A 17,761-nucleotide genomic window follows, 5' to 3' on the forward strand; every position below is an offset into this window, starting at 1 on the left:
CCCTAACTGGTCCATTCTGGATGTTGATAGTCCGGTTCTATATGTACGTGTATGACGCAATTCGGTTTCACTTTTTGGATTTTTCTTTCAATTTCCTCGGTAATCCAATGGCTTTCGATAACGTTCAGCTCCGGATTGACGGCTACGGTCAAATCGATAAACATGACATTTCCGTGATTTCGTCCTTTAAAGTCGCGCAGCACACTAACGCCTGGAACTTTGCGGACAAGAACAGACATGGTTTCCACTTCCTCTTCATCGAATCCGTCTGTCAAGGTCATCACTGATTCTTTGAAAATATCCAAGGCTGTTTTAATAATGATAACGCCAACGACGAAAGCCGTAATCACATCAAGAATCGGTGCACCGAGAACAGCCCCAGTAATCCCGATCCCTGCACCTATGCTGACTAAAGCATCTGAACGGTTATCATAGGCCGCAGCGCGTACTGCCGAGCTTTTGATTTCCTTGCTGAGTTTCAGGTTATAGCGGTAAACCAAGTACATGACCACTGCACTGAAAGCCGCAATGCCCGCTGTATAAAGTGAAGGTGTCTCCGCTGCGGGTTCGAAAAAGCTGCGGACGGCACCGCTAAGCACTTGAAGCCCAATCACCGCCATGATGAAGGAAGCAAGCAGCGAGGCAATCGTTTCTGCCCGCAAATGGCCGTAATGATGATTTTCATCCGGCGGCTTTTGAGAAATGCGAAGCCCGATCAATACGGCTAATGAAGCAATAATATCCGTTAAATTGTTTAATCCGTCTGCTGTCAAAGCTTCCGAGGAGCCGGCATATCCGAAAAAGAGCTTGATCGCGCTTAGGAAAACATATGCCCCGATGCTGATCCATGCGCCTTTTTCCCCTTTGCGCAAATTTGTATAAAGCTCCATAAAGTTTCCTGCCTCCAAGTCTTCTAAACAAAGGGAAACGACTCTCGAATGAGAGCCGTTTCGTTTGATTGTCCAATTATAGGGGTTCTGACTTTTGCACTTCCAAATAGAGGATATGATGTCCATCTACATCTTTAGCTAAAAATTCATAGCCCTGTTCAATAATTTTTTGTCCTCTTATTGTATCAAAACTCTCCGACATAAACCAGCCTCCGATAGTATCAATATCGTCGTCGGCAATATGGATGCCTAAGAGTTCATTGATATGGCCAATCAGAATTTTAGCATCCACAAGGTAATGGCCGTCGCCAAGCTTTCTGATTTCCGGAATTTCATCCCCGTCAAATTCATCTTGAATTTCACCGACGATTTCTTCCAGAATGTCTTCAATGGTCACCAGGCCGGAAGTGCCGCCGTATTCATCTTGGAGAATCGCTAAATGAATGCGTTCTTGCTGGATTTTTAATAAAAGTTCGTTGATTTTGATCGTTTCGATGACTTGGATAACAGGTTTGATGAAATGTTCCACCGTTAACTCTCCAGCAGAAGGATCGTGGATAAAAGCGGCCATTAAATTCTTCATATTGACGACGCCTAAAACATGGTCTCTATCACCGTCGATGACAGGATAGCGTGTGTATTGCTGAACGCCGACGGTTTTGAAAACTTCCAGGAGAGTCGAATCTTTTTCCAAAGTGCACATGGCCGTCCGCGGAACTTTGATTTCTCTCGCGATGCGTTCATCAAATTCGAAAATCTTATGGACATACTCAAATTCCGATACATTGATTTCACCGTTTTTCAAACTGTCGCTTAAAATGGTTTTGATGTCTTCTTCCGTATGTGACCATTCTTTTTGGCTCATCGTAGAAAAACCGAATAACGATGAGAACAAGCGCGCAGCAGCTTTGAAAATGGCAATTGGTATATAGAGAATACGGTATGTCCAAATGAGAAGGGGAGCATTTGCCAGTAAAATGTTTTCAGCTTTCTGCGTAGCGATTGTTTTCGGTATCAGTTCACTGATGATGACGAGTGCGAAAATAAGAAGCGAAAATAAGATGAAAATCGCAATTGTACTAGGCTCATTATCGGCTATTTCGGAAATTGCCAACATTGCAGGGAAGAAGTGGTCAGCAATCGAGTAGCTTAGCCAGCCGCTTCCAAGAATGGAAATCACGATGCCAAGTTGACAAGCAAATAAATAATCATCGGCATTGGCTATAATGCTTTTTACAGATTTGGGTTTTGGCTGTCCATTTGCAAGCAATTGGTCGATTCGGGAGATCCGGACTTTCACTATCGCAAACTCACTGGCTGAAAAAAAAGCCAAGGCTGCGATTAAGACAGCAAAAGCTGCCAATTGTATGGGGATGTCCAAATAGCTCCTCTGCTCCATTTCCTGAGAAGAAAAAGAAGCAGAGTTTTCACCTCCTGATTTAAAAAAGCTTGAGTTTAATTAATGATAAAATAGTTCGGTTCAAAAAACAAATTATTCTGAAAACAAATTTACAAAGTTGTAATATGATTTCATATAAGTAATCCGTTATGCTTTTAGAAACAACGTAGATAAGGAGAGACTTATGAAAAAATCGACTTATGCAGAAATCTTAAAAGCATCTACAAAACTGGGGCTCACTTCTTTTGGGGGTCCGACAGCCCATCTTGGGTATTTCAGGGAAGAATATGTCGTGAAAAGAAAATGGCTGGATGACAAAGCTTACGCAGACTTAGTGGCTTTATGCCAATTTCTTCCTGGCCCTGCGAGTTCCCAAGTCGGGATTTCAATCGGGATGCTGCGAGGCGGATTATTCGGAGGATTCTTGTCTTGGTTCGGCTTTACGATGCCGTCCGTTATTCTTCTCGTTCTTTTTGCCATATTGGTGACGAACGGCTCTTTTGACAGCGGCTGGATTCAGGGATTAAAGATTGTCGCAGTTGCTGTAGTTGCGCATGCTTTACTTGGCATGGGGAAGTCTCTAGCGCCGGATAAACCAAGAATTGCTTTGGCGGTGGGCGCTGCTGCAGCGATTTTATTGATGCCGACAGCCTGGGCACAAATTGGCGTTATACTGATTGCCGGAGTAATCGGTTACCTGATTTACCGGAAGGAAGAGGCACCAGAAGCGGTGAAACTCGTGCTGACTTTCGGAAAAAAGACAGGACTGGCGGCCTGGATGATTTTTGCCGGTTTACTAATCGGATTGCCGCTGCTCCGTCCAATCATTGAATCGAGTTATTATGCCATCTTTGATATTTTCTACCGGGTTGGTTCGATTGTTTTCGGAGGCGGGCATGTCGTACTTCCTATGCTTGAGCGGGAAGTGGTCCCGAACTGGATGACAGCGGACCTATTCATTTCAGGTTACGGAGCGGCCCAAGCGGTACCAGGTCCGTTATTTACATTAGCCGGTTATTTAGGGCAGCTGATGGACGGCGGAATGGGGGCAGCGCTTGCCGTGATTGCGATGTTCTTGCCTTCGTTTTTATTGGTGGTCGGAACTTTGCCGTTCTGGAGCATCATCCGCACAAAATCTTCTGTCCAAGCTGCCTTGAAAGGGGTCAATGCAGCTGTCGTCGGAATCTTGCTTGCTGCCTTGTATGATCCGGTTTTCACTTCATCTATCCGGGTGCCGGCAGACTTCGCCATTGCAGTGTTTGCCTTTGCAATGTTAGTCTATTTTAAACTGGCACCGTGGATTGTTGTTTTGATAACGGCATTGCTTGGTGCAGGAGCATATGCAGTTCTATAACGAGGAGGAAGCAAGATGTCTGTGCAGAAAGATCCAATGGATTTGTTCGCTCTTTATAAAGAAGAATTTTACCAAAGCAAAAATCAGCTATACATGGACGGAAATTCACTCGGCTTAATGTCGAAGCGAGCCGAACGAAAGTTAATCGAACTAACGGATAGCTGGAAAGTTTACGGGATTGAAGGATGGACGGAAGGAAATCATCCTTGGTTCAATCTGGCGGAAAACTTGAGTGCAAGAATAGCACCGCTTGTCGGCGCCAAGCCGAACGAAGTGATGGTTACAGGTTCGATCACGGCGAATATCCACCAAATGCTGTCGACCGTTTTTCAGCCGACGGAAGAGCGGTTTGCAATTGTCGTCGATGAATTGAATTTTCCATCTGATATTTATGCAGTGGAGAGCCATCTGCGCCTCCGCGGTTTAGACCCAGAAACGGCTATGAGAAAAGTGAAGAGCCGGGATGGCTACACATTAAAAATGGAAGATATCGAAGAACAATTGACGGATGATGTTGCCGTTTTGCTATTGCCATCCGTCTTGTACCGGAGCGGCCAATTATTGCCGATGGAAGAGATTACAAAAGCTGCACATGAAAAAGGCATACTCGCCGGTTTTGATTTGGCTCATTCAATTGGGGCACTTCCGCATGCCTTACACGGCATTGGGGCAGATTTTGCTGTCTGGTGCCATTATAAATACATGAACTCCGGACCAGGAGGCACGGGTGGGCTCTACATCCATGAACGTCACCATCACTTGCTTCCGGGAAATGCCGGCTGGTTTGGGTCAGACAAAGCGAAACAATTCGATATGGACCATCAGTTTTCCAAAGCGGAAGGGGCTGGTGCCTATCAGATCGGCACGCCGAATATTTTCAGCATGGCGCCGCTTCTTGGAAGCATAGAAATTTTCGAAGAACTGGGCATCGATAAAATTCGAGAGCGCTCTCTGCAATTGACGAACTATCTGCGTGAATTGATTGCAGAAAAACTGCCGGAATTTCAAGACGTGACCCCAACAGCGGCCGAAGAGCGGGGCGGGCATATTGCGCTTGCCCATAAAGAAGCGGCACGAATCTGCAAAGCGTTAAAAGAAGCGGGAGTGGTTCCGGATTTTCGCGCCCCGGATATTATCCGCCTCGCACCTGTAGCATTGTACATTTCTTTCAAAGATGTAGAGGAAATGGTAGAACGCTTGGAAAAGATCATGAAACAGGAACTTTATAAAAACTATTCCAATGAAAGAAATGTGGTGGCATAAATGAAGAACACAGAAATCATTGATATCACGATGGAGTTAAGCAGCCAGACGCCCGAATGGCCGGGAGATGTCGCGTTTGACTATAAACTATCGGTCACGAAAGAAGAAAGCGGTTCAGTGAATGTGGGCCAGTTCAAAACAAGTACCCACATCGGCACCCATGTGGATGCGCCTTTCCATTATAATGACGATGGCATCAAAATAGATGAATTGCCTTTAGATGTTTACCGTTCAGCTGCTCAAGTTGCAGATGTACGGGGACTAACTAAAATCACGCCGGAAGATCTGCCAGAGCTGGAAGAAGGCGTAACGACACTCTTATTAAAATCAGATACATGGAAAGACCGTACGCAATTTCCGGACTTTTGGCCGCTGTTTGATCCGCGCATAGCTGAATGGATGGTTGAAAAGGGAATTAGGCTGCTAGGAGTCGATGTTCCTTCAGTGGACGCCGAAACGAGCAAGGAATTGCCGACGCATATGTCCATGAACCGAAATGGCCGATTTATCCTTGAAGGCATTGTCTTAGATGATGTGGCAGCAGGGGTCTATGAACTGATTGCTCTGCCATTAAAAATCAAAGGGGCGGAAGGCAGTCCGGTACGTGCTGTTCTATACCGTTAAAAAATTTCACACAATAAAACCCTCCACTTAGCCATCAAGTGGAGGGTTTTACATATAGTTAGACCGGAAATACGGTTCTAAGCCTTTTATATTCATAGCGATTTCATCGCATACTTCCTGGTAGATCGCCCATTGCTCCGATTCATCTGCCGCACGCAATTCAGGATTGCGGATATTCCAGCGAACTAACTTTTGTGCTGGCAAATCGGCTGGAATGTCAGCAAATTCAAAATCCCCATCATGCAAGGCAATGATCAAGTCCGCTTCGCTCACTTCTTTGGAATCATAGGAGCGCGGCTCTACATCTGGTACATCCAGAACAATTTCTTTCATGATTTCATAGGGGGTATCCGACTGTAATGGCTGGCCCCAAGCGGCACTCCGAATATCCCAATCTGGGAGATTTAAGCGGTTGGCCCAAATTTCAGCCATAAGCCCGCGATGCTGTTGCGGAGACAGGAAATAGACCGTATGTTTAGTCATAGCTGTGCCCTTCTTCCTTTATACAAATTCCTTTTTTCTCTTAGTAATGTTTACCCATCTGTAATATTTGTAAACTAATATTTTTATGTGGTTTTATTGAAAGTTTTGGAGCAATAAGGAAGCCTGGCCAGCAAAGCTTATTTCTAAGCTCGTGGACCAGGCTGTCTTACTTGACCACTAGCACGGAACAAGGTGCTTCTTTCAATAATTTCTTGCTAACAGATCCGACGAAGAATTTTTGAAGCCCTGATTTTCCGCTATTGCCGATAATCAGCAAATCAATCTGCTGCTCCTCGATAAAAGCGGGGATCATTTTTGAAGCATTGCCTTCAAGCGCTAACACATTGCCTTCTATTTGATGGGCATCGAGCTGCTGTTGAATGGCGTTATGCATATGCTTAGAAAATTCAATCGAGTCATCTGCATAATCACTCGGAACACGGTAGCCATCATCGCCGATTTCCGGCGGCATGAACTGGGCATAATTGCTGTCCACGTTTGCCGATACCACTGGGGCGGAAGCGCCTCCGGCTTCCATGAAACCGATGTTTTCTTTGACTTGCTCGTTAACGTAAATGACGTTCAATTTGCTTTCAGGAAAGGACTTTTTAATTTCAAGTGCTTTATCCAACGCAATTTTGCTGCCGTCAGATCCATCGTATGCCACTGCCAGATTCTGATACATGTGAAATTCCTCCTAACCTGCTTCTTTACTAGTAAACTACCCTTCATTCAAATTCTAGAAACATCCGGCAAATGCGGTCTCAAAAAATAAATTCAAAAAATCTTGACAATTCAAAATTGTTGGTGGTAATCTTAAAGTACTAAATCGGAGAAAAGGGAGGTTATGACAATGAAAAAAATAGCATTTGTATATTCATCAAAGTTAATAGCATTGTCAGGTCTGCCTAAATTTCCCGTTGAATTAATTCGGTAACTGGATAGCCAGGGGCAGGTCTGCAAACCTGCCTTTTTTTCATGCGCGTGCGCCTAAAAATAGGTGCGCGCTTTTTTGGGTTTAATCAGCGAATGCTGTTTAAATAAATAAGAAAATCGAAGGAGAGAATGAAGATGAAAAGACTTCAGCAACGGAAAATCATGATCAAGGAATCGCTAGAAGGCGATTAGTTAAAATCGAAGCAGAGAGAAGGAATAAGAAATGTTTAGTGTTTTATGGAAATTAAGATGGTTTTTTAAAGAAAATTGGCTGCGCTACACCATGGCAGTTGGACTATTATTCATTGCGAATATCCTTGAAATCATCCCGCCTTGGCTAATCGGAGTTGCCATCGATTCGATTGCCCAGGAACAATTAACGGTTCAATTGCTATGGCAATATGTCGGCGTTTTGGCCATTTCGATGGTTCTTGCTTATTTGATCAATTTTGTCTGGCAATATCAGCTGTTCGGAGGCGCCTATGTCATCGAGCGGCAGCTCCGGTCCAGTTTAATGGGTCATTTCTTGAAGATGACGCCGACGTTCTTTGAAAAAAACCGGACGGGCGATTTGATGGCGCGAGCCACCAACGACTTGCGGGCAATTTCAGAAACAGCGGGATTTGGTATTTTGACGCTGGTCGATTCGACGCTTTATATGGCAACCATCATTGTGGCCATGGGCTTCTTGGTATCATGGGAATTGACTTTGTTTGCGTTGATTCCGCTGCCGATTTTAGCGATTATTGTGCAAATATTGGGCAAAAAAATCCATGTGCGCTATATGGCGGCGCAAGATGCATTTGGTGATATGAATGACAGCGTATTGGAATCGGTGGGAGGCGTCCGGGTCGTACGCGCTTATGTACAAGAGCGGTCATCCGAAAAAGATTTCGCACATATGACTGAAGATGTCTACGAAAAGAACATGGCCGTTGAACGGATCGATGCCCTATTTGCACCGGTTACAAAAGTGTTGACGACGATCAGCTACATGATCGGCCTCGGCTACGGTGCCTTCTTAGTAGCCGAAGGAAGCATGACGCTCGGTGATTTGGTTGCATTCAACGTCTATTTAGGAATGATCGTTTGGCCGATGTTTGCCATTGGCGAATTGATCAATACCTTGCAGCGAGGCAATGCGTCGCTCGACCGGGTCAATGAAACTTTGGATTACAAAGAAGATGTCGTTGATCCGGAGCATCCGAAATTCACGGAAAAACCTGAGCATATCGGTTTCCGGAATTTCAACTTTACGTATCCGCAATCGAGTTCGATCAACTTGCAAGGCATCAATTTGTCGATGAATAGTGGGCAGACGCTCGGAATCGTCGGGAAAACGGGGAGCGGAAAAACGACTTTCGTCAAACAGTTGATGCGGGAGTATCCGCTCGGTGATGGCTCGATTTCGATGAACGGCATCGATTTGAGCGATTTATCGAAAGACCAGCTTCGCGGCTGGATCGGCTACGTGCCGCAAGATCATGTGTTATTCTCCCGTACCATCCGCGCCAATATCCTTTTCGGAAAATCGGATGCGACAGAGGAAGATATCGAAAATGCCATTCGCTTGTCTCATTTTGAAAAAGATTTGGCAATGCTGCCGAATGGTTTGGAAACTTTGGTCGGAGAAAAAGGGGTGGCTTTATCGGGCGGACAGAAGCAGCGCATTTCCATTGCCCGTGCACTCATCAAAAATCCGGAAATCCTTATTTTGGATGATTCGCTGTCTGCTGTCGATGCGAAGACGGAAGCGAAGATTATCGAAAATATCCAAGCAGAACGAGCCGGAAAAACGACCATTATTACAACGCATCGTTTATCAGCTGTGCATCATGCAGACTGGATCGTCGTACTCGATGATGGAAAAGTCATCGAAGAAGGAACCCATGAAGATTTGCTGAAAGCTAAAGGTTGGTACAATGAGCAATACCTCCGTCAGCAGATCGAGGAGGTGTAAAAATGGGGACAGGAAAACGTTTAGTTAAATACGCAATGCAATTTAAAAAGATTTTACTCGGGGGCTTGATGCTTTTAGCTGTGGCAGTGGCAGCCGATCTGGCAGCGCCGCTCATTGCGAAAGAAATCATCGATAACCACATCGCACCAGCAAACGGAACTGTGAATTTTGAACCGATCGCCTATCTATTGGCCATTTTCCTTGGGCTTGGTGTAGTGGCTTCGATCTTCCGGTACCTGGAATATATCTTCCTGCAAAAAGGGGCGAACAGCATCATCAAAAAGATGCGGAACGATGTCTTCGAACATGTTCAGACCTTGCCGATCCGCTATTTTGATAGTTTGCCTGCAGGTAAAGTAGTTTCCCGAATCACTAACGACACAGAAGCCATCCGGGAACTGTTCGTGACCGTGTTGTCTCAATTTGCTACTAGCTTCATGTATATGGCGGGGATTTATGCAGCCTTGTTCTATTTGGACTGGCAGCTCGCGGCGATGATGCTCGTATTGATTCCGCTATTATACGGCTGGATGCTGGTATACCGGAAATTCGCAGCGAAATACAATCATGTCGTACGTGAAAAATTGAGCGATATGAATGCGATCATTAACGAATCGATTCAAGGAATGACCATTATTCAGGCTTTCCGACGCGAAAAACAGATGAAAAATGAATTCGAGGAATTGAATGATAAGCATTACAAATTCCAGCAAAAATTATTGATATTGGAAGCGGCTGCTTCCCATAACATGGTTGGAGTTTTGCGCTCGCTCATCTTCATTTTATTCATTTGGTATTTCGGAACGGCTTCAATGAGCGTCAATTCAGCTGTCACTGTCGGTGTTTTGTATGCGTTTGTCGATTACATTATCCGCTTGTTCAACCCGATCAGCGGAATCGTCAATCAGTTCGCGAAATTGGAACAGGCCTTAGTTGCGGCAGAACGGGTTTTCCGTTTGCTTGACCGCACCGGCGAACCAGTCAGCGATGAGAAAATTGCCCGTTACCGGGGAAATGTACGGTTTGAAAAGGTCTGGTTTGCTTATGAGGAAGATGAATATGTATTGAAGGATATTTCATTTGAGGCAAAGCAGGGCGAAACAGTGGCATTAGTGGGGCATACGGGATCTGGAAAAAGTTCCATTATGAACTTATTGTTCCGCTTCTATGACGTCACGGAAGGTGCCATTAAAATTGACGGCATGAATATCAATGATATGACACGCCAAGCGGTCCGGGAACATATGGGCATTGTTTTGCAAGATCCTTATTTGTTCACCGGTACGATTGAATCCAATATTACACTCGGCGATTCGCGGATTTCGCGGAAACGGGTGGAAGATGCGCTGGCTGCGGTCGGCGGCGAGCGGGTGTTGAAGCATTTGCCGAAAGGCATCGACGAACCGGTTGTCGAAAAAGGAAGCACCTTATCTTCCGGGCAGCGTCAATTGGTATCATTTGCCCGTGCACTCGCATTCGACCCGGCCATCCTCATTTTGGATGAAGCCACTTCGAATATCGATACAGAAACGGAAGAAATCATCCAGCATGCGATGGAAGTGCTGAAAAAAGGGAGAACGACCTTTATAATTGCGCACCGTCTGTCGACCATTAAAAATGCGGACCGCATTTTGGTGCTCGACCATGGCCGGATTGCCGAATCGGGTTCACATGATGAATTAATGAAACTCGGCGGCCAATATTACCAGATGTATCAAATTCAATCAGGGATGTCTCCTACCCAAATTGTTGGGTAAGGGGCATTCCCTTTTTTATTGTTGGGGAGTTTAAGAAGGGGGAAGAAATCGCTCCAGGCGGACGCATTCCACTCTTTCTTTTAGAATGTATGTAGGAATATACAGTTAACAGTACTAACCTTATTGAAGGAAAACCATCCAATTATAAAGTGTTTATTTAAGATATGGAGCAAAATAGCGGAGACTCCCGCGGGACAGTGAAGCGCCGAAATCCACTTTGGCATTTAGCCAAAGTTAGTTCGGCGCAAGCCCGCAGGAAAGACAACGGCCGCAGCTTGCAAGGCCGAGTCTTTGCGACGAAGCTAGCGTAGCGATGCAGGAGCATATCTTTTTAGCGAAGCTGTTTTGCGGAATATCAGTTAGAAACTAAATCAATAGTAATTACTGTTAAATTTTCATTCTGTTACATATAATAAAAAAGCGCCGGAACTTTCCAGCGCATTAATCGTATACATGAAAGAGCATCAATTCGTGGATCATCGTTTTAACTTGTTCTTCGTCTTGAGGTTCCTTGGAGACCCAGACAATCGATCCGTCCGGATGATATTCTCCTGTAATGCGTTCGTTCTTATAGAAAAAAGAAACAATCCAGCCAGGCAACTGGCGGTTTTCAAACATGGGTTTAAATTTAAAGTGCTGAAGCATGTAAATCCTCCTTTAGGTTCTTCTTTTCATTATAGGGGATTGAAAGCGATTCACAAAGACAAAAAGAAATGAGTGAAGGTCTTGAGTATTTTATTGACGATTACGATTATGGCAGTCTTAGGTGCATTGATCGGGGGGATTACCAACTTCATCGCCATTAAGATGCTTTTCCGTCCGTATAAAGCGGTCTATATCGGAAAATGGCGCGTGCCGTTTACACCGGGGCTGATTCCAAAGCGGCGTGATGAATTATCGACTCAGTTGGGGCGCACCATTGTCCAGCACTTATTGACGCCGGAAACATTTAAAAAGCGTTTCTTTAATGATGAAATGCGGGGTAAAGCTGAAAGATGGATTCGGAAACAATTGGAAATGCACGTTTTTCATTCGCCAAAAACTTTGAATGAATGGTTGGAAGGCGCAGGCCAAGGCGGCTTGGATCTGAAAATTGAAGCGAAGCTCGATGAATTGGTAGACCGCCAGACGGTATCGATCCGCAACTACGTAGAAGGCAAAACCATTAAAGAATTGATGCCTGAGAATTGGCGTGATGAGACAGAGCAAAAGATGATCCAAGGCGTTAAATATGCCATTGATCAAGGTTCAGATTATTTTGCTTCATTGGAAGGGCGTCAGACGATCAAGACGTTCATCGATGAGTTTTTATCTTCACGCGGAAGATTCGGCAATATGCTGCATTCCTTGCTTGGCGAGTCAAAAAGCATTGTCGACCGCATCCAGCCGGAAATCATCAAATTCCTGAATTCGCCGCGAACTTTTGAACTGGTCATTACCTTAGCTTACGGGGAATGGGAAAAGTTGCAAAACCGCAAAGCGGATGACTTTTTGAAGGAGTTTGACTTTGAACCGGCAATCGGTGCAGTGAAAGAGTATGTAAGAGAAACGGCAGACATCAAAGGCCGTCTGGATGCGACACTTGCAGAGACTTGGCCGAACGGGTTAGAATGGACAAGTGCAAACATCATCCCGCTTGTTGTGGACTTCGGATTCCAGCAAGGGGAAGAGAAATTGGAAGAAGCCTTGCAGAAGATCAACATGGAAGGCATGGTAAAAGAGCAAGTCGATTCTCTGCCGTTAAGCCGCCTCGAAGAACTCGTTCTTGGGATTTCGCAAAGGGAATTGAAAATGATTACAGCGCTAGGATTTTTGCTTGGAGGAGTCATCGGGATTGTCCAAGGGTTCTTAAGCTTAGCACTGAATACAATGTAGAGGAGAATCATAATGGCAGTAAACATTTATGACGACATCAACAAATTGGAAAGTACATTCCGCAACACGGAGGAATTCACGAAATTGCAAGCTGCAGTTGAAGCCGTAACAGCGGATGCAGAAGCAAATGATTTGTTCAAGGGCTTCCGTGATCTTCAAATGACGCTTCAGCAAAAGCAAGCGCAAGGCGAAGAAATCACGGAAGAAGAAATGATGAGCGCACAAGCGACAGCTCAAGCTGCTCAAGGCAATCCGAAAATCCTGGCAATGCTTGAAGCAGAAATGGGATTAAGCCAAATCATCGATGAAGTGAACCGCTTCTTGATCAAACCAGTTCAGTCTTTATACGAATCAATGTAATTTAAAAAAATAAAGGGTTTTCTCTTATAGACACCGAATACGTAAAGATGAATGACAATTCATTTTACGGAAGGGTGTCTTTTTTTATGTATGAAACAATCGAATTAACGAAGCAAGGACGCACGGGCTATTTAAAATTAAACCGGCCGAAATCGATGAACGCGATGAATGGCACGATGATGAAAGAGTTGGCCGACTGTTTCGAGTCGCTATTGGATGAGAAGAGCTTGCAGGTGCTGATTATCCACGGCGAAGGAAGAGCGTTTTCTGCAGGTGGAGACATTAAAGAAATGATGGATCCTGAAAATCCGATGGATATCGATCTTGTCATGAAAGAAGTGACGAAGCTTGCCAAGTCGCTTTATACCTTGCCGCAAATTACCATTGCTGCAATCCATGGAGCTTCAGCTGGCCTTGGTTTCAGCATGGCACTGGCCTGCGATCATGTGATTGCAGAAGAAAACAGTAAACTTGCAATGAACTTTATCGGCATCGGCCTTGTGCCGGATGGCGGCGGACATTTCTTCATGAAAGAACGCGTCGGCGTTCCAAAAGCGAAACAATTAATCTGGGCCGGGCAGACCTTAAAAGCGCATGATGCGCTTGCAAAAGGGCTGATAGAAGAAGTGACGGCAGAAGGCCGGGCGATGGAACATGCAGAAGCCTATGCTGCAGATGTGCTGAGTTCACCTGTCCAGGCGAAAATCGCGTCCAAAGAAATTCTTCACCAATTGAAAGTCCCTGAGCTGGAAAAAGTATTAGAGATGGAAGCGAAAGCCCAGTCAGCGATGCGCAAAAGTGCAGACCACCTGGAAGGGATCCAAGCTTTTGTCGAAAAAAGAAAACCCGAATTTAAAGGGCAATGATCCAAAAAAGCATGGCCTTGCGCCATGCTTTTTTCTTTATGGGAGTTTTATGCGCGTTTAGAGTGGAATGCGCGCGTTCGTGAGGAAATACGCGCGTTCACCGAAGAATGCGTGCGTTCAAAAGGAAATACGCGCATTCACAGAACAATGCGCGCGTTTAGTCAAATCCAAAAAGAAGTCGACAAAAATACCATCCGCAGCTTCACAGATGGCATTCACTATTTTCTATGAATGGAAAAGCAGCAACTTGCCAGCTGGCGAAGCCAGGCGGTGCGTTTGGTTGGTCAAATCTTTTTCTTCTAGTAATGCGCGCCCTTTATCTTTTGCCTGCTCGTCATTTTCTGCAGTGAAAGTTTCTTCTGTGATTAGTTTGCCTGTTTGTTCATAGGCCGTCAGTTTATAGGTTCTCATGCTAGACAACTCCTTCTGAATGGTAATTCATTTTAAGTATATCGGGTTTTGCGGAAAAAGTCCTCCGCTTTTGAAACATTTCGAAACTTGCGGCGTATTAAAGAAAGAGGAGGAATGAGGATGACGTTATCAATACAACATGCTACGAAAAAATTCGGTGATTTTACAGCAGTAGACGATTTGTCTTTGACGGTTGAACAAGGGCAGATGCATGGATTTTTGGGGGCAAATGGGGCTGGAAAAACGACTTCTTTCCGCATGATTCTTGGTTTGTTGAATCCCAATGCGGGTGTGATTACGTGGAAAGGAAAGCCTATTACGTATGCAGCAAGTTCGGAAATCGGCTATTTGCCCGAAGAACGGGGCTTGTATCCGAAAATGAAAGTCTTGGATCAATTGGTGTATTTGGCGCAATTGCGTCAAATGCCTGCTTCAAAAGCGAAACAAGAAGCGATGGTCTGGCTCGAACGGTTTCAAGTGCCTCATTACGCAGCGAAGAAAGTGGAAGAATTATCAAAAGGAAATCAACAGAAGATCCAGTTGATTGCATCACTGCTCCATAATCCGTCGCTGCTCATATTAGATGAGCCTTTCTCGGGTTTGGATCCGGTGAATGTGGAAATGCTGAAAAAAGCCATTCTGGATTTTCAAAAACAAGGCGCTACGATCGTATTTTCCAGCCATCGCATGGACCATGTGGAAGAGCTCTGCGACAATATGACAATCATGGACCAAGGGAAAGTGGTGGTCGACGGTTCGATCCGGGAAGTCAAACGGTCATTTGGGAAACAGAATGTCCGAATTAAAATGGATGAAGATCTTTCCTCCTTAAAAAATACAGTGGGAGTCGTCCAGTTTACGAAAACCCATGACGGTGCCTTATTCCAAATTAACGATGAAGCTACGGCTGAGCGCTTGTTAGAAAGTTCGATGAAGCTTGGCAAACTCCGCCACTTTGCGATCGAAGAACCTTCCTTGGAAGAAATCTTTATTTCGAAAGTAGGGAAAGCGTATGCATAGTTTCTGGATTATTTTTAAGCAATCATTTTTAACGAAAGCCAAAACCAAATCGTTTATCATCACCACGGTAATCGTCGTGGCTGCCTTTTTCCTGCTGGCGAATTTATCGAATATCATTGAAATTTTTCAAGGTTCGGATGAAGAAGGGAACGTTCTCCACGTGATTGATGAAAGCGGGGAATTGACACCGATTCTGCAAGCTCAATTGGATCAGCAAAACAGTGATGTCCAAGCGATGCCGACCGATATGACAGAAGCAGAACTGAAAGAAGGCATTGGAGAAGGGACAATCGATGCTTATCTTGTGCTCGAACAGGAAGGGACGCTCACCGCTCGCTATGTGTCAGAATCCGCGAATGAACTAGGAAGCGGCAATGATGTTGAGCAGGCAGTCCAATCACTCCAAACCGTTGTGACAGCGGAAAGCCTGGGCTTGAGTGAAAGCGAAGTCGGACAACTTTTCACACCGGTTGTGTTTGAACGGGAAGCGATTTCGGAATCCTCCAAATCCCAGGAAGAGTTAAGCCAAGCGCGCGGGCTCGTCTACATTTTGATCTTGCTCATTTATATCGCGGTTATTTACTATCCAAATATGATTGCGATGGAAGTGGCAAACGAGAAATCTTCCCGCGTCATGGAAATTTTAATTTCCAGTGTTTCGCCCGTCAAGCATATGTTTGCAAAGATTGCAGGCATCGGAACGCTGGGTATTTTACAGATGTTGATTTTTGGGCTTTCGGGCTATCTGGCCATGAAAACAGCCGGCACAGCATTAACGGAAGGTGCGTTTAGCGTTTTCGGCTTTTCCGATGTTAAAATCAGCACATTCCTTTTTGCCGTCTTGTTCTTTTTATTGGGCTATTTCCTTTATGCGGTCCTTGCAGCTTTACTCGGTTCGCTTGTCAGCCGAACGGAAGATGTCCAGCAATTGATGCTGCCGATGATGATGCTGATCGTGGTCGCTTCGTTAATCGCGTTTTCAGGAATTTCCGTTCCGGAAGCCACTTTTGTAACCGTCGCTTCCTACATTCCGTTTTTTGCTCCGCTCGTCATGTTCTTGCGGGTCGGGATGTTGGACATTCCGTTATGGGAACCGCTCTTATCGATCGGGATCATGTTAGTCACCATCGGCTTGCTTGGGTGGTTCGGCGCACGCGTTTACCGTGGCGGTGTATTGATGTACGGTTCTTCCCAATCATTGAAAGACATAAAGAAAGCAATTCGCTTAGGCAATCAAAAATAAGCCTTCAAGCTGTTTACCGGAAGTTTCCGGTAAACAGTTTTTTTTCGTTGTTTGTCATGGTAAAATAAGAACAAATATTCGGTTTCCGAAGGAGTAGAATTATGGGCAATATCCGATTTATTCATACGGCTGATTTGCATTTAGGCAGCCCTTTCAGTGGCATGAAAGGTTTGAAAAAGGACCAGTGGCAATGGGTGAAAGACAGTACGTATGCCGCGTTTGACCGTTTAATCGATTACGCAATAAAGGAAATGCCTGATTTTGTTTTGATTGCAGGCGATATTTACGATGGCGAAGACCGTAGCATCCGAGCGCAGCATCGATTCCAGCAAGGAATGGAGCGCTTAGCGGATGCAGGAGTGCCGGTCGTGCTTGGATACGGCAACCATGACCATTTGAGCGGCCAATGGGTGCGTTTTGAATTGCCGGGAAATGTCCATGTTTTTGGACCCGAAGTTTCACAGAAAAGATTGGCAACGCCGAACGGCGAAGTCATCATTTCCGGTTTCAGCTACGGGGAACGGCATGTGAAACGAGCGATGATCCATGATTTTCCGCCTGCTGAAGAATCGGGAGCATTTCATATCGGCATGCTCCATGGCAGCATGGACGGAGAAACAGCCCACGCGGTCTACGCGCCTTTTACGAAACAGCAATTGCTCGAGAAAAATTATGATTATTGGGCGCTTGGCCATATCCACATGAGGGAAGAACTGAATCAAAATCCTTCAATTGTCTATCCAGGAAATATTCAGGGACGCCATAGAAATGAGGCAGGAGCGAAAGGATTTTACGATGTTTCGCTGTCCAAATCAGGCACAAGCCTTCAATTTATACCGGTTTCGGCGGTTCAATTTGACCGCCTTTCGATTGGATGTGAAGGCATCATGCATATGAACGAACTGATTGATGCCTGCAGAAACGGTATTGAGCACCAATTGATGGAATATGGCCCTTCTATTCTCCAATTGCATTTGACTCATTTAGATGCAGGGGCAAAAGAACTTTTTGAAGAAGTCACAGAAAAAGAATTGATGGAAACGCTCCAGGAAGCGTTGGAAGAACTGGAGGATTTTGCCTGGATCTCCTCGATAGAGACTGAGTTGGGGGCTGATGCTTTTGAAATCTCGCCGTTGGCAGAGAAAATCATAGGCGTAATGGATTCCTGGCAATTGGCCGATTGGAAAAATGTATTAAAGGATTTGTATCGGCATCCAAAAGGCAGCCGTTTTCTTGACTCGTTGAACGATCATGAAACCGCGGCTATTCAAGCAGCCGCGATTCAGAAAATCCGCCGAAATGTCCGGATGGAGGAATAGC

At 45.1% G+C, this 17,761-nt stretch carries 17 protein-coding genes; 11 read left to right on the forward strand and 6 right to left on the reverse strand.

Annotated features, from left to right (window positions below; all coding sequences use genetic code 11):
* Window positions 1-2: 2 nt before the first annotated feature.
* Complete coding sequence (locus tag AC2EXB_RS05545) at window positions 3-890, reverse strand: cation diffusion facilitator family transporter (protein WP_483604032.1); 888 nt, start codon at window positions 888-890, stop codon at window positions 3-5.
* 76 nt (window positions 891-966) lie between these two features.
* Window positions 967-2,271, reverse strand: a complete 1,305-nt coding sequence (locus AC2EXB_RS05550; protein WP_235198639.1) for a hemolysin family protein — start codon at window positions 2,269-2,271, stop codon at window positions 967-969.
* A gap of 202 nt (window positions 2,272-2,473) precedes the next feature.
* Between AC2EXB_RS05550 and chrA the strand changes: the two genes are divergently transcribed.
* The 3 genes from chrA to AC2EXB_RS05565 are packed head-to-tail and all read left to right on the forward strand — an operon-like array spanning window position 2,474 to window position 5,530.
* Window positions 2,474-3,643 carry a chromate efflux transporter gene (gene chrA / locus AC2EXB_RS05555; protein WP_235198640.1) on the forward strand — a complete coding sequence of 390 codons (1,170 nt, stop codon included), beginning with the start codon at window positions 2,474-2,476 and terminating at the stop codon, window positions 3,641-3,643.
* A gap of 15 nt (window positions 3,644-3,658) precedes the next feature.
* A complete protein-coding gene (kynU, locus tag AC2EXB_RS05560) occupies window positions 3,659-4,906 on the forward strand; it encodes a kynureninase (protein WP_483604033.1) in 1,248 nt (415 codons plus the stop codon).
* Window positions 4,907-5,530: a cyclase family protein gene (locus AC2EXB_RS05565; protein WP_235198642.1), complete on the forward strand. Its 624-nt coding sequence runs from the start codon at window positions 4,907-4,909 to the stop codon at window positions 5,528-5,530.
* A gap of 48 nt (window positions 5,531-5,578) precedes the next feature.
* Here the strand turns inward: AC2EXB_RS05565 and AC2EXB_RS05570 are convergent, their stop codons facing one another.
* Window positions 5,579-6,013 carry a low molecular weight phosphatase family protein gene (locus AC2EXB_RS05570; protein WP_235198643.1) on the reverse strand — a complete coding sequence of 145 codons (435 nt, stop codon included), beginning with the start codon at window positions 6,011-6,013 and terminating at the stop codon, window positions 5,579-5,581.
* Between the two features lie 166 nt (window positions 6,014-6,179).
* Complete coding sequence (locus AC2EXB_RS05575; RefSeq protein WP_235198644.1) at window positions 6,180-6,698, reverse strand: universal stress protein; 519 nt, start codon at window positions 6,696-6,698, stop codon at window positions 6,180-6,182.
* Window positions 6,699-7,172: 474 nt separating this feature from the next.
* On the opposite strand from AC2EXB_RS05575, the gene AC2EXB_RS05580 reads away from it, so the two are divergent.
* The gene (locus AC2EXB_RS05580) at window positions 7,173-8,909 is read left to right on the forward strand and encodes an ABC transporter ATP-binding protein (protein ID WP_483604034.1); all 1,737 of its coding nucleotides are present in this window, start codon (window positions 7,173-7,175) and stop codon (window positions 8,907-8,909) included.
* Window positions 8,910-8,911: 2 nt separating this feature from the next.
* Window positions 8,912-10,666, forward strand: a complete 1,755-nt coding sequence (locus AC2EXB_RS05585) for an ABC transporter ATP-binding protein (protein WP_235198646.1) — start codon at window positions 8,912-8,914, stop codon at window positions 10,664-10,666.
* Between the two features lie 441 nt (window positions 10,667-11,107).
* On the opposite strand, the gene AC2EXB_RS05590 is transcribed toward AC2EXB_RS05585, so the two are convergent.
* On the reverse strand, window positions 11,108-11,311 hold the full coding sequence (locus AC2EXB_RS05590) for a YheE family protein (protein ID WP_235198647.1): 204 nt from the start codon (window positions 11,309-11,311) through the stop codon (window positions 11,108-11,110).
* A 72-nt stretch (window positions 11,312-11,383) separates the two neighbouring features.
* Between AC2EXB_RS05590 and AC2EXB_RS05595 the strand changes: the two genes are divergently transcribed.
* The 3 genes from AC2EXB_RS05595 (at window position 11,384) to AC2EXB_RS05605 (ending at window position 13,767) form a co-directional block, all read left to right on the forward strand.
* Window positions 11,384-12,541, forward strand: coding sequence for a DUF445 domain-containing protein (locus tag AC2EXB_RS05595; protein WP_483604035.1), 1,158 nt, complete (start codon window positions 11,384-11,386; stop codon window positions 12,539-12,541).
* Between the two features lie 12 nt (window positions 12,542-12,553).
* Window positions 12,554-12,901, forward strand: a complete 348-nt coding sequence (locus AC2EXB_RS05600) for a YlbF family regulator (protein WP_483604036.1) — start codon at window positions 12,554-12,556, stop codon at window positions 12,899-12,901.
* Window positions 12,902-12,987: 86 nt separating this feature from the next.
* Window positions 12,988-13,767 carry an enoyl-CoA hydratase gene (locus tag AC2EXB_RS05605; RefSeq protein ID WP_483604037.1) on the forward strand — a complete coding sequence of 260 codons (780 nt, stop codon included), beginning with the start codon at window positions 12,988-12,990 and terminating at the stop codon, window positions 13,765-13,767.
* A 225-nt stretch (window positions 13,768-13,992) separates the two neighbouring features.
* Here the strand turns inward: AC2EXB_RS05605 and AC2EXB_RS05610 are convergent, their stop codons facing one another.
* Window positions 13,993-14,178, reverse strand: coding sequence for a YhzD family protein (locus tag AC2EXB_RS05610; RefSeq protein WP_483604038.1), 186 nt, complete (start codon window positions 14,176-14,178; stop codon window positions 13,993-13,995).
* A 120-nt stretch (window positions 14,179-14,298) separates the two neighbouring features.
* Between AC2EXB_RS05610 and AC2EXB_RS05615 the strand changes: the two genes are divergently transcribed.
* The 3 genes from AC2EXB_RS05615 (at window position 14,299) to AC2EXB_RS05625 (ending at window position 17,760) form a co-directional block, all read left to right on the forward strand.
* Entirely contained in the window at window positions 14,299-15,198 is a 900-nt protein-coding gene (locus AC2EXB_RS05615) for an ABC transporter ATP-binding protein (protein ID WP_483604039.1), read from the forward strand.
* Window positions 15,191-16,441, forward strand: coding sequence for an ABC transporter permease (locus tag AC2EXB_RS05620; protein WP_483604040.1), 1,251 nt, complete (start codon window positions 15,191-15,193; stop codon window positions 16,439-16,441). The genes AC2EXB_RS05615 and AC2EXB_RS05620 overlap by 8 nt, the downstream gene beginning before the upstream one ends.
* Before the next feature lie 101 nt (window positions 16,442-16,542).
* Window positions 16,543-17,760, forward strand: coding sequence for a metallophosphoesterase family protein (locus tag AC2EXB_RS05625; protein WP_483604041.1), 1,218 nt, complete (start codon window positions 16,543-16,545; stop codon window positions 17,758-17,760).
* Window position 17,761 lies beyond the last annotated feature (1 nt).

Source organism: Planococcus alkaliphilus, from assembly GCF_057031095.1.

Coding starts and splice junctions, on each gene's coding strand:
- AC2EXB_RS05545 (WP_483604032.1), bottom strand. CDS start 890: ATGGAGCTTTATACAAATTTGCGCAAAGGGGAAAAAGGCGCATGGATC.
- chrA (WP_235198640.1), top strand. CDS start 2,474: ATGAAAAAATCGACTTATGCAGAAATCTTAAAAGCATCTACAAAACTG.
- kynU (WP_483604033.1), top strand. CDS start 3,659: ATGTCTGTGCAGAAAGATCCAATGGATTTGTTCGCTCTTTATAAAGAA.
- AC2EXB_RS05565 (WP_235198642.1), top strand. CDS start 4,907: ATGAAGAACACAGAAATCATTGATATCACGATGGAGTTAAGCAGCCAG.
- AC2EXB_RS05570 (WP_235198643.1), bottom strand. CDS start 6,013: ATGACTAAACATACGGTCTATTTCCTGTCTCCGCAACAGCATCGCGGG.
- AC2EXB_RS05575 (WP_235198644.1), bottom strand. CDS start 6,698: ATGTATCAGAATCTGGCAGTGGCATACGATGGATCTGACGGCAGCAAA.
- AC2EXB_RS05580 (WP_483604034.1), top strand. CDS start 7,173: ATGTTTAGTGTTTTATGGAAATTAAGATGGTTTTTTAAAGAAAATTGG.
- AC2EXB_RS05585 (WP_235198646.1), top strand. CDS start 8,912: ATGGGGACAGGAAAACGTTTAGTTAAATACGCAATGCAATTTAAAAAG.
- AC2EXB_RS05590 (WP_235198647.1), bottom strand. CDS start 11,311: ATGCTTCAGCACTTTAAATTTAAACCCATGTTTGAAAACCGCCAGTTG.
- AC2EXB_RS05600 (WP_483604036.1), top strand. CDS start 12,554: ATGGCAGTAAACATTTATGACGACATCAACAAATTGGAAAGTACATTC.
- AC2EXB_RS05605 (WP_483604037.1), top strand. CDS start 12,988: ATGTATGAAACAATCGAATTAACGAAGCAAGGACGCACGGGCTATTTA.
- AC2EXB_RS05610 (WP_483604038.1), bottom strand. CDS start 14,178: ATGAGAACCTATAAACTGACGGCCTATGAACAAACAGGCAAACTAATC.
- AC2EXB_RS05615 (WP_483604039.1), top strand. CDS start 14,299: ATGACGTTATCAATACAACATGCTACGAAAAAATTCGGTGATTTTACA.
- AC2EXB_RS05620 (WP_483604040.1), top strand. CDS start 15,191: ATGCATAGTTTCTGGATTATTTTTAAGCAATCATTTTTAACGAAAGCC.
- AC2EXB_RS05625 (WP_483604041.1), top strand. CDS start 16,543: ATGGGCAATATCCGATTTATTCATACGGCTGATTTGCATTTAGGCAGC.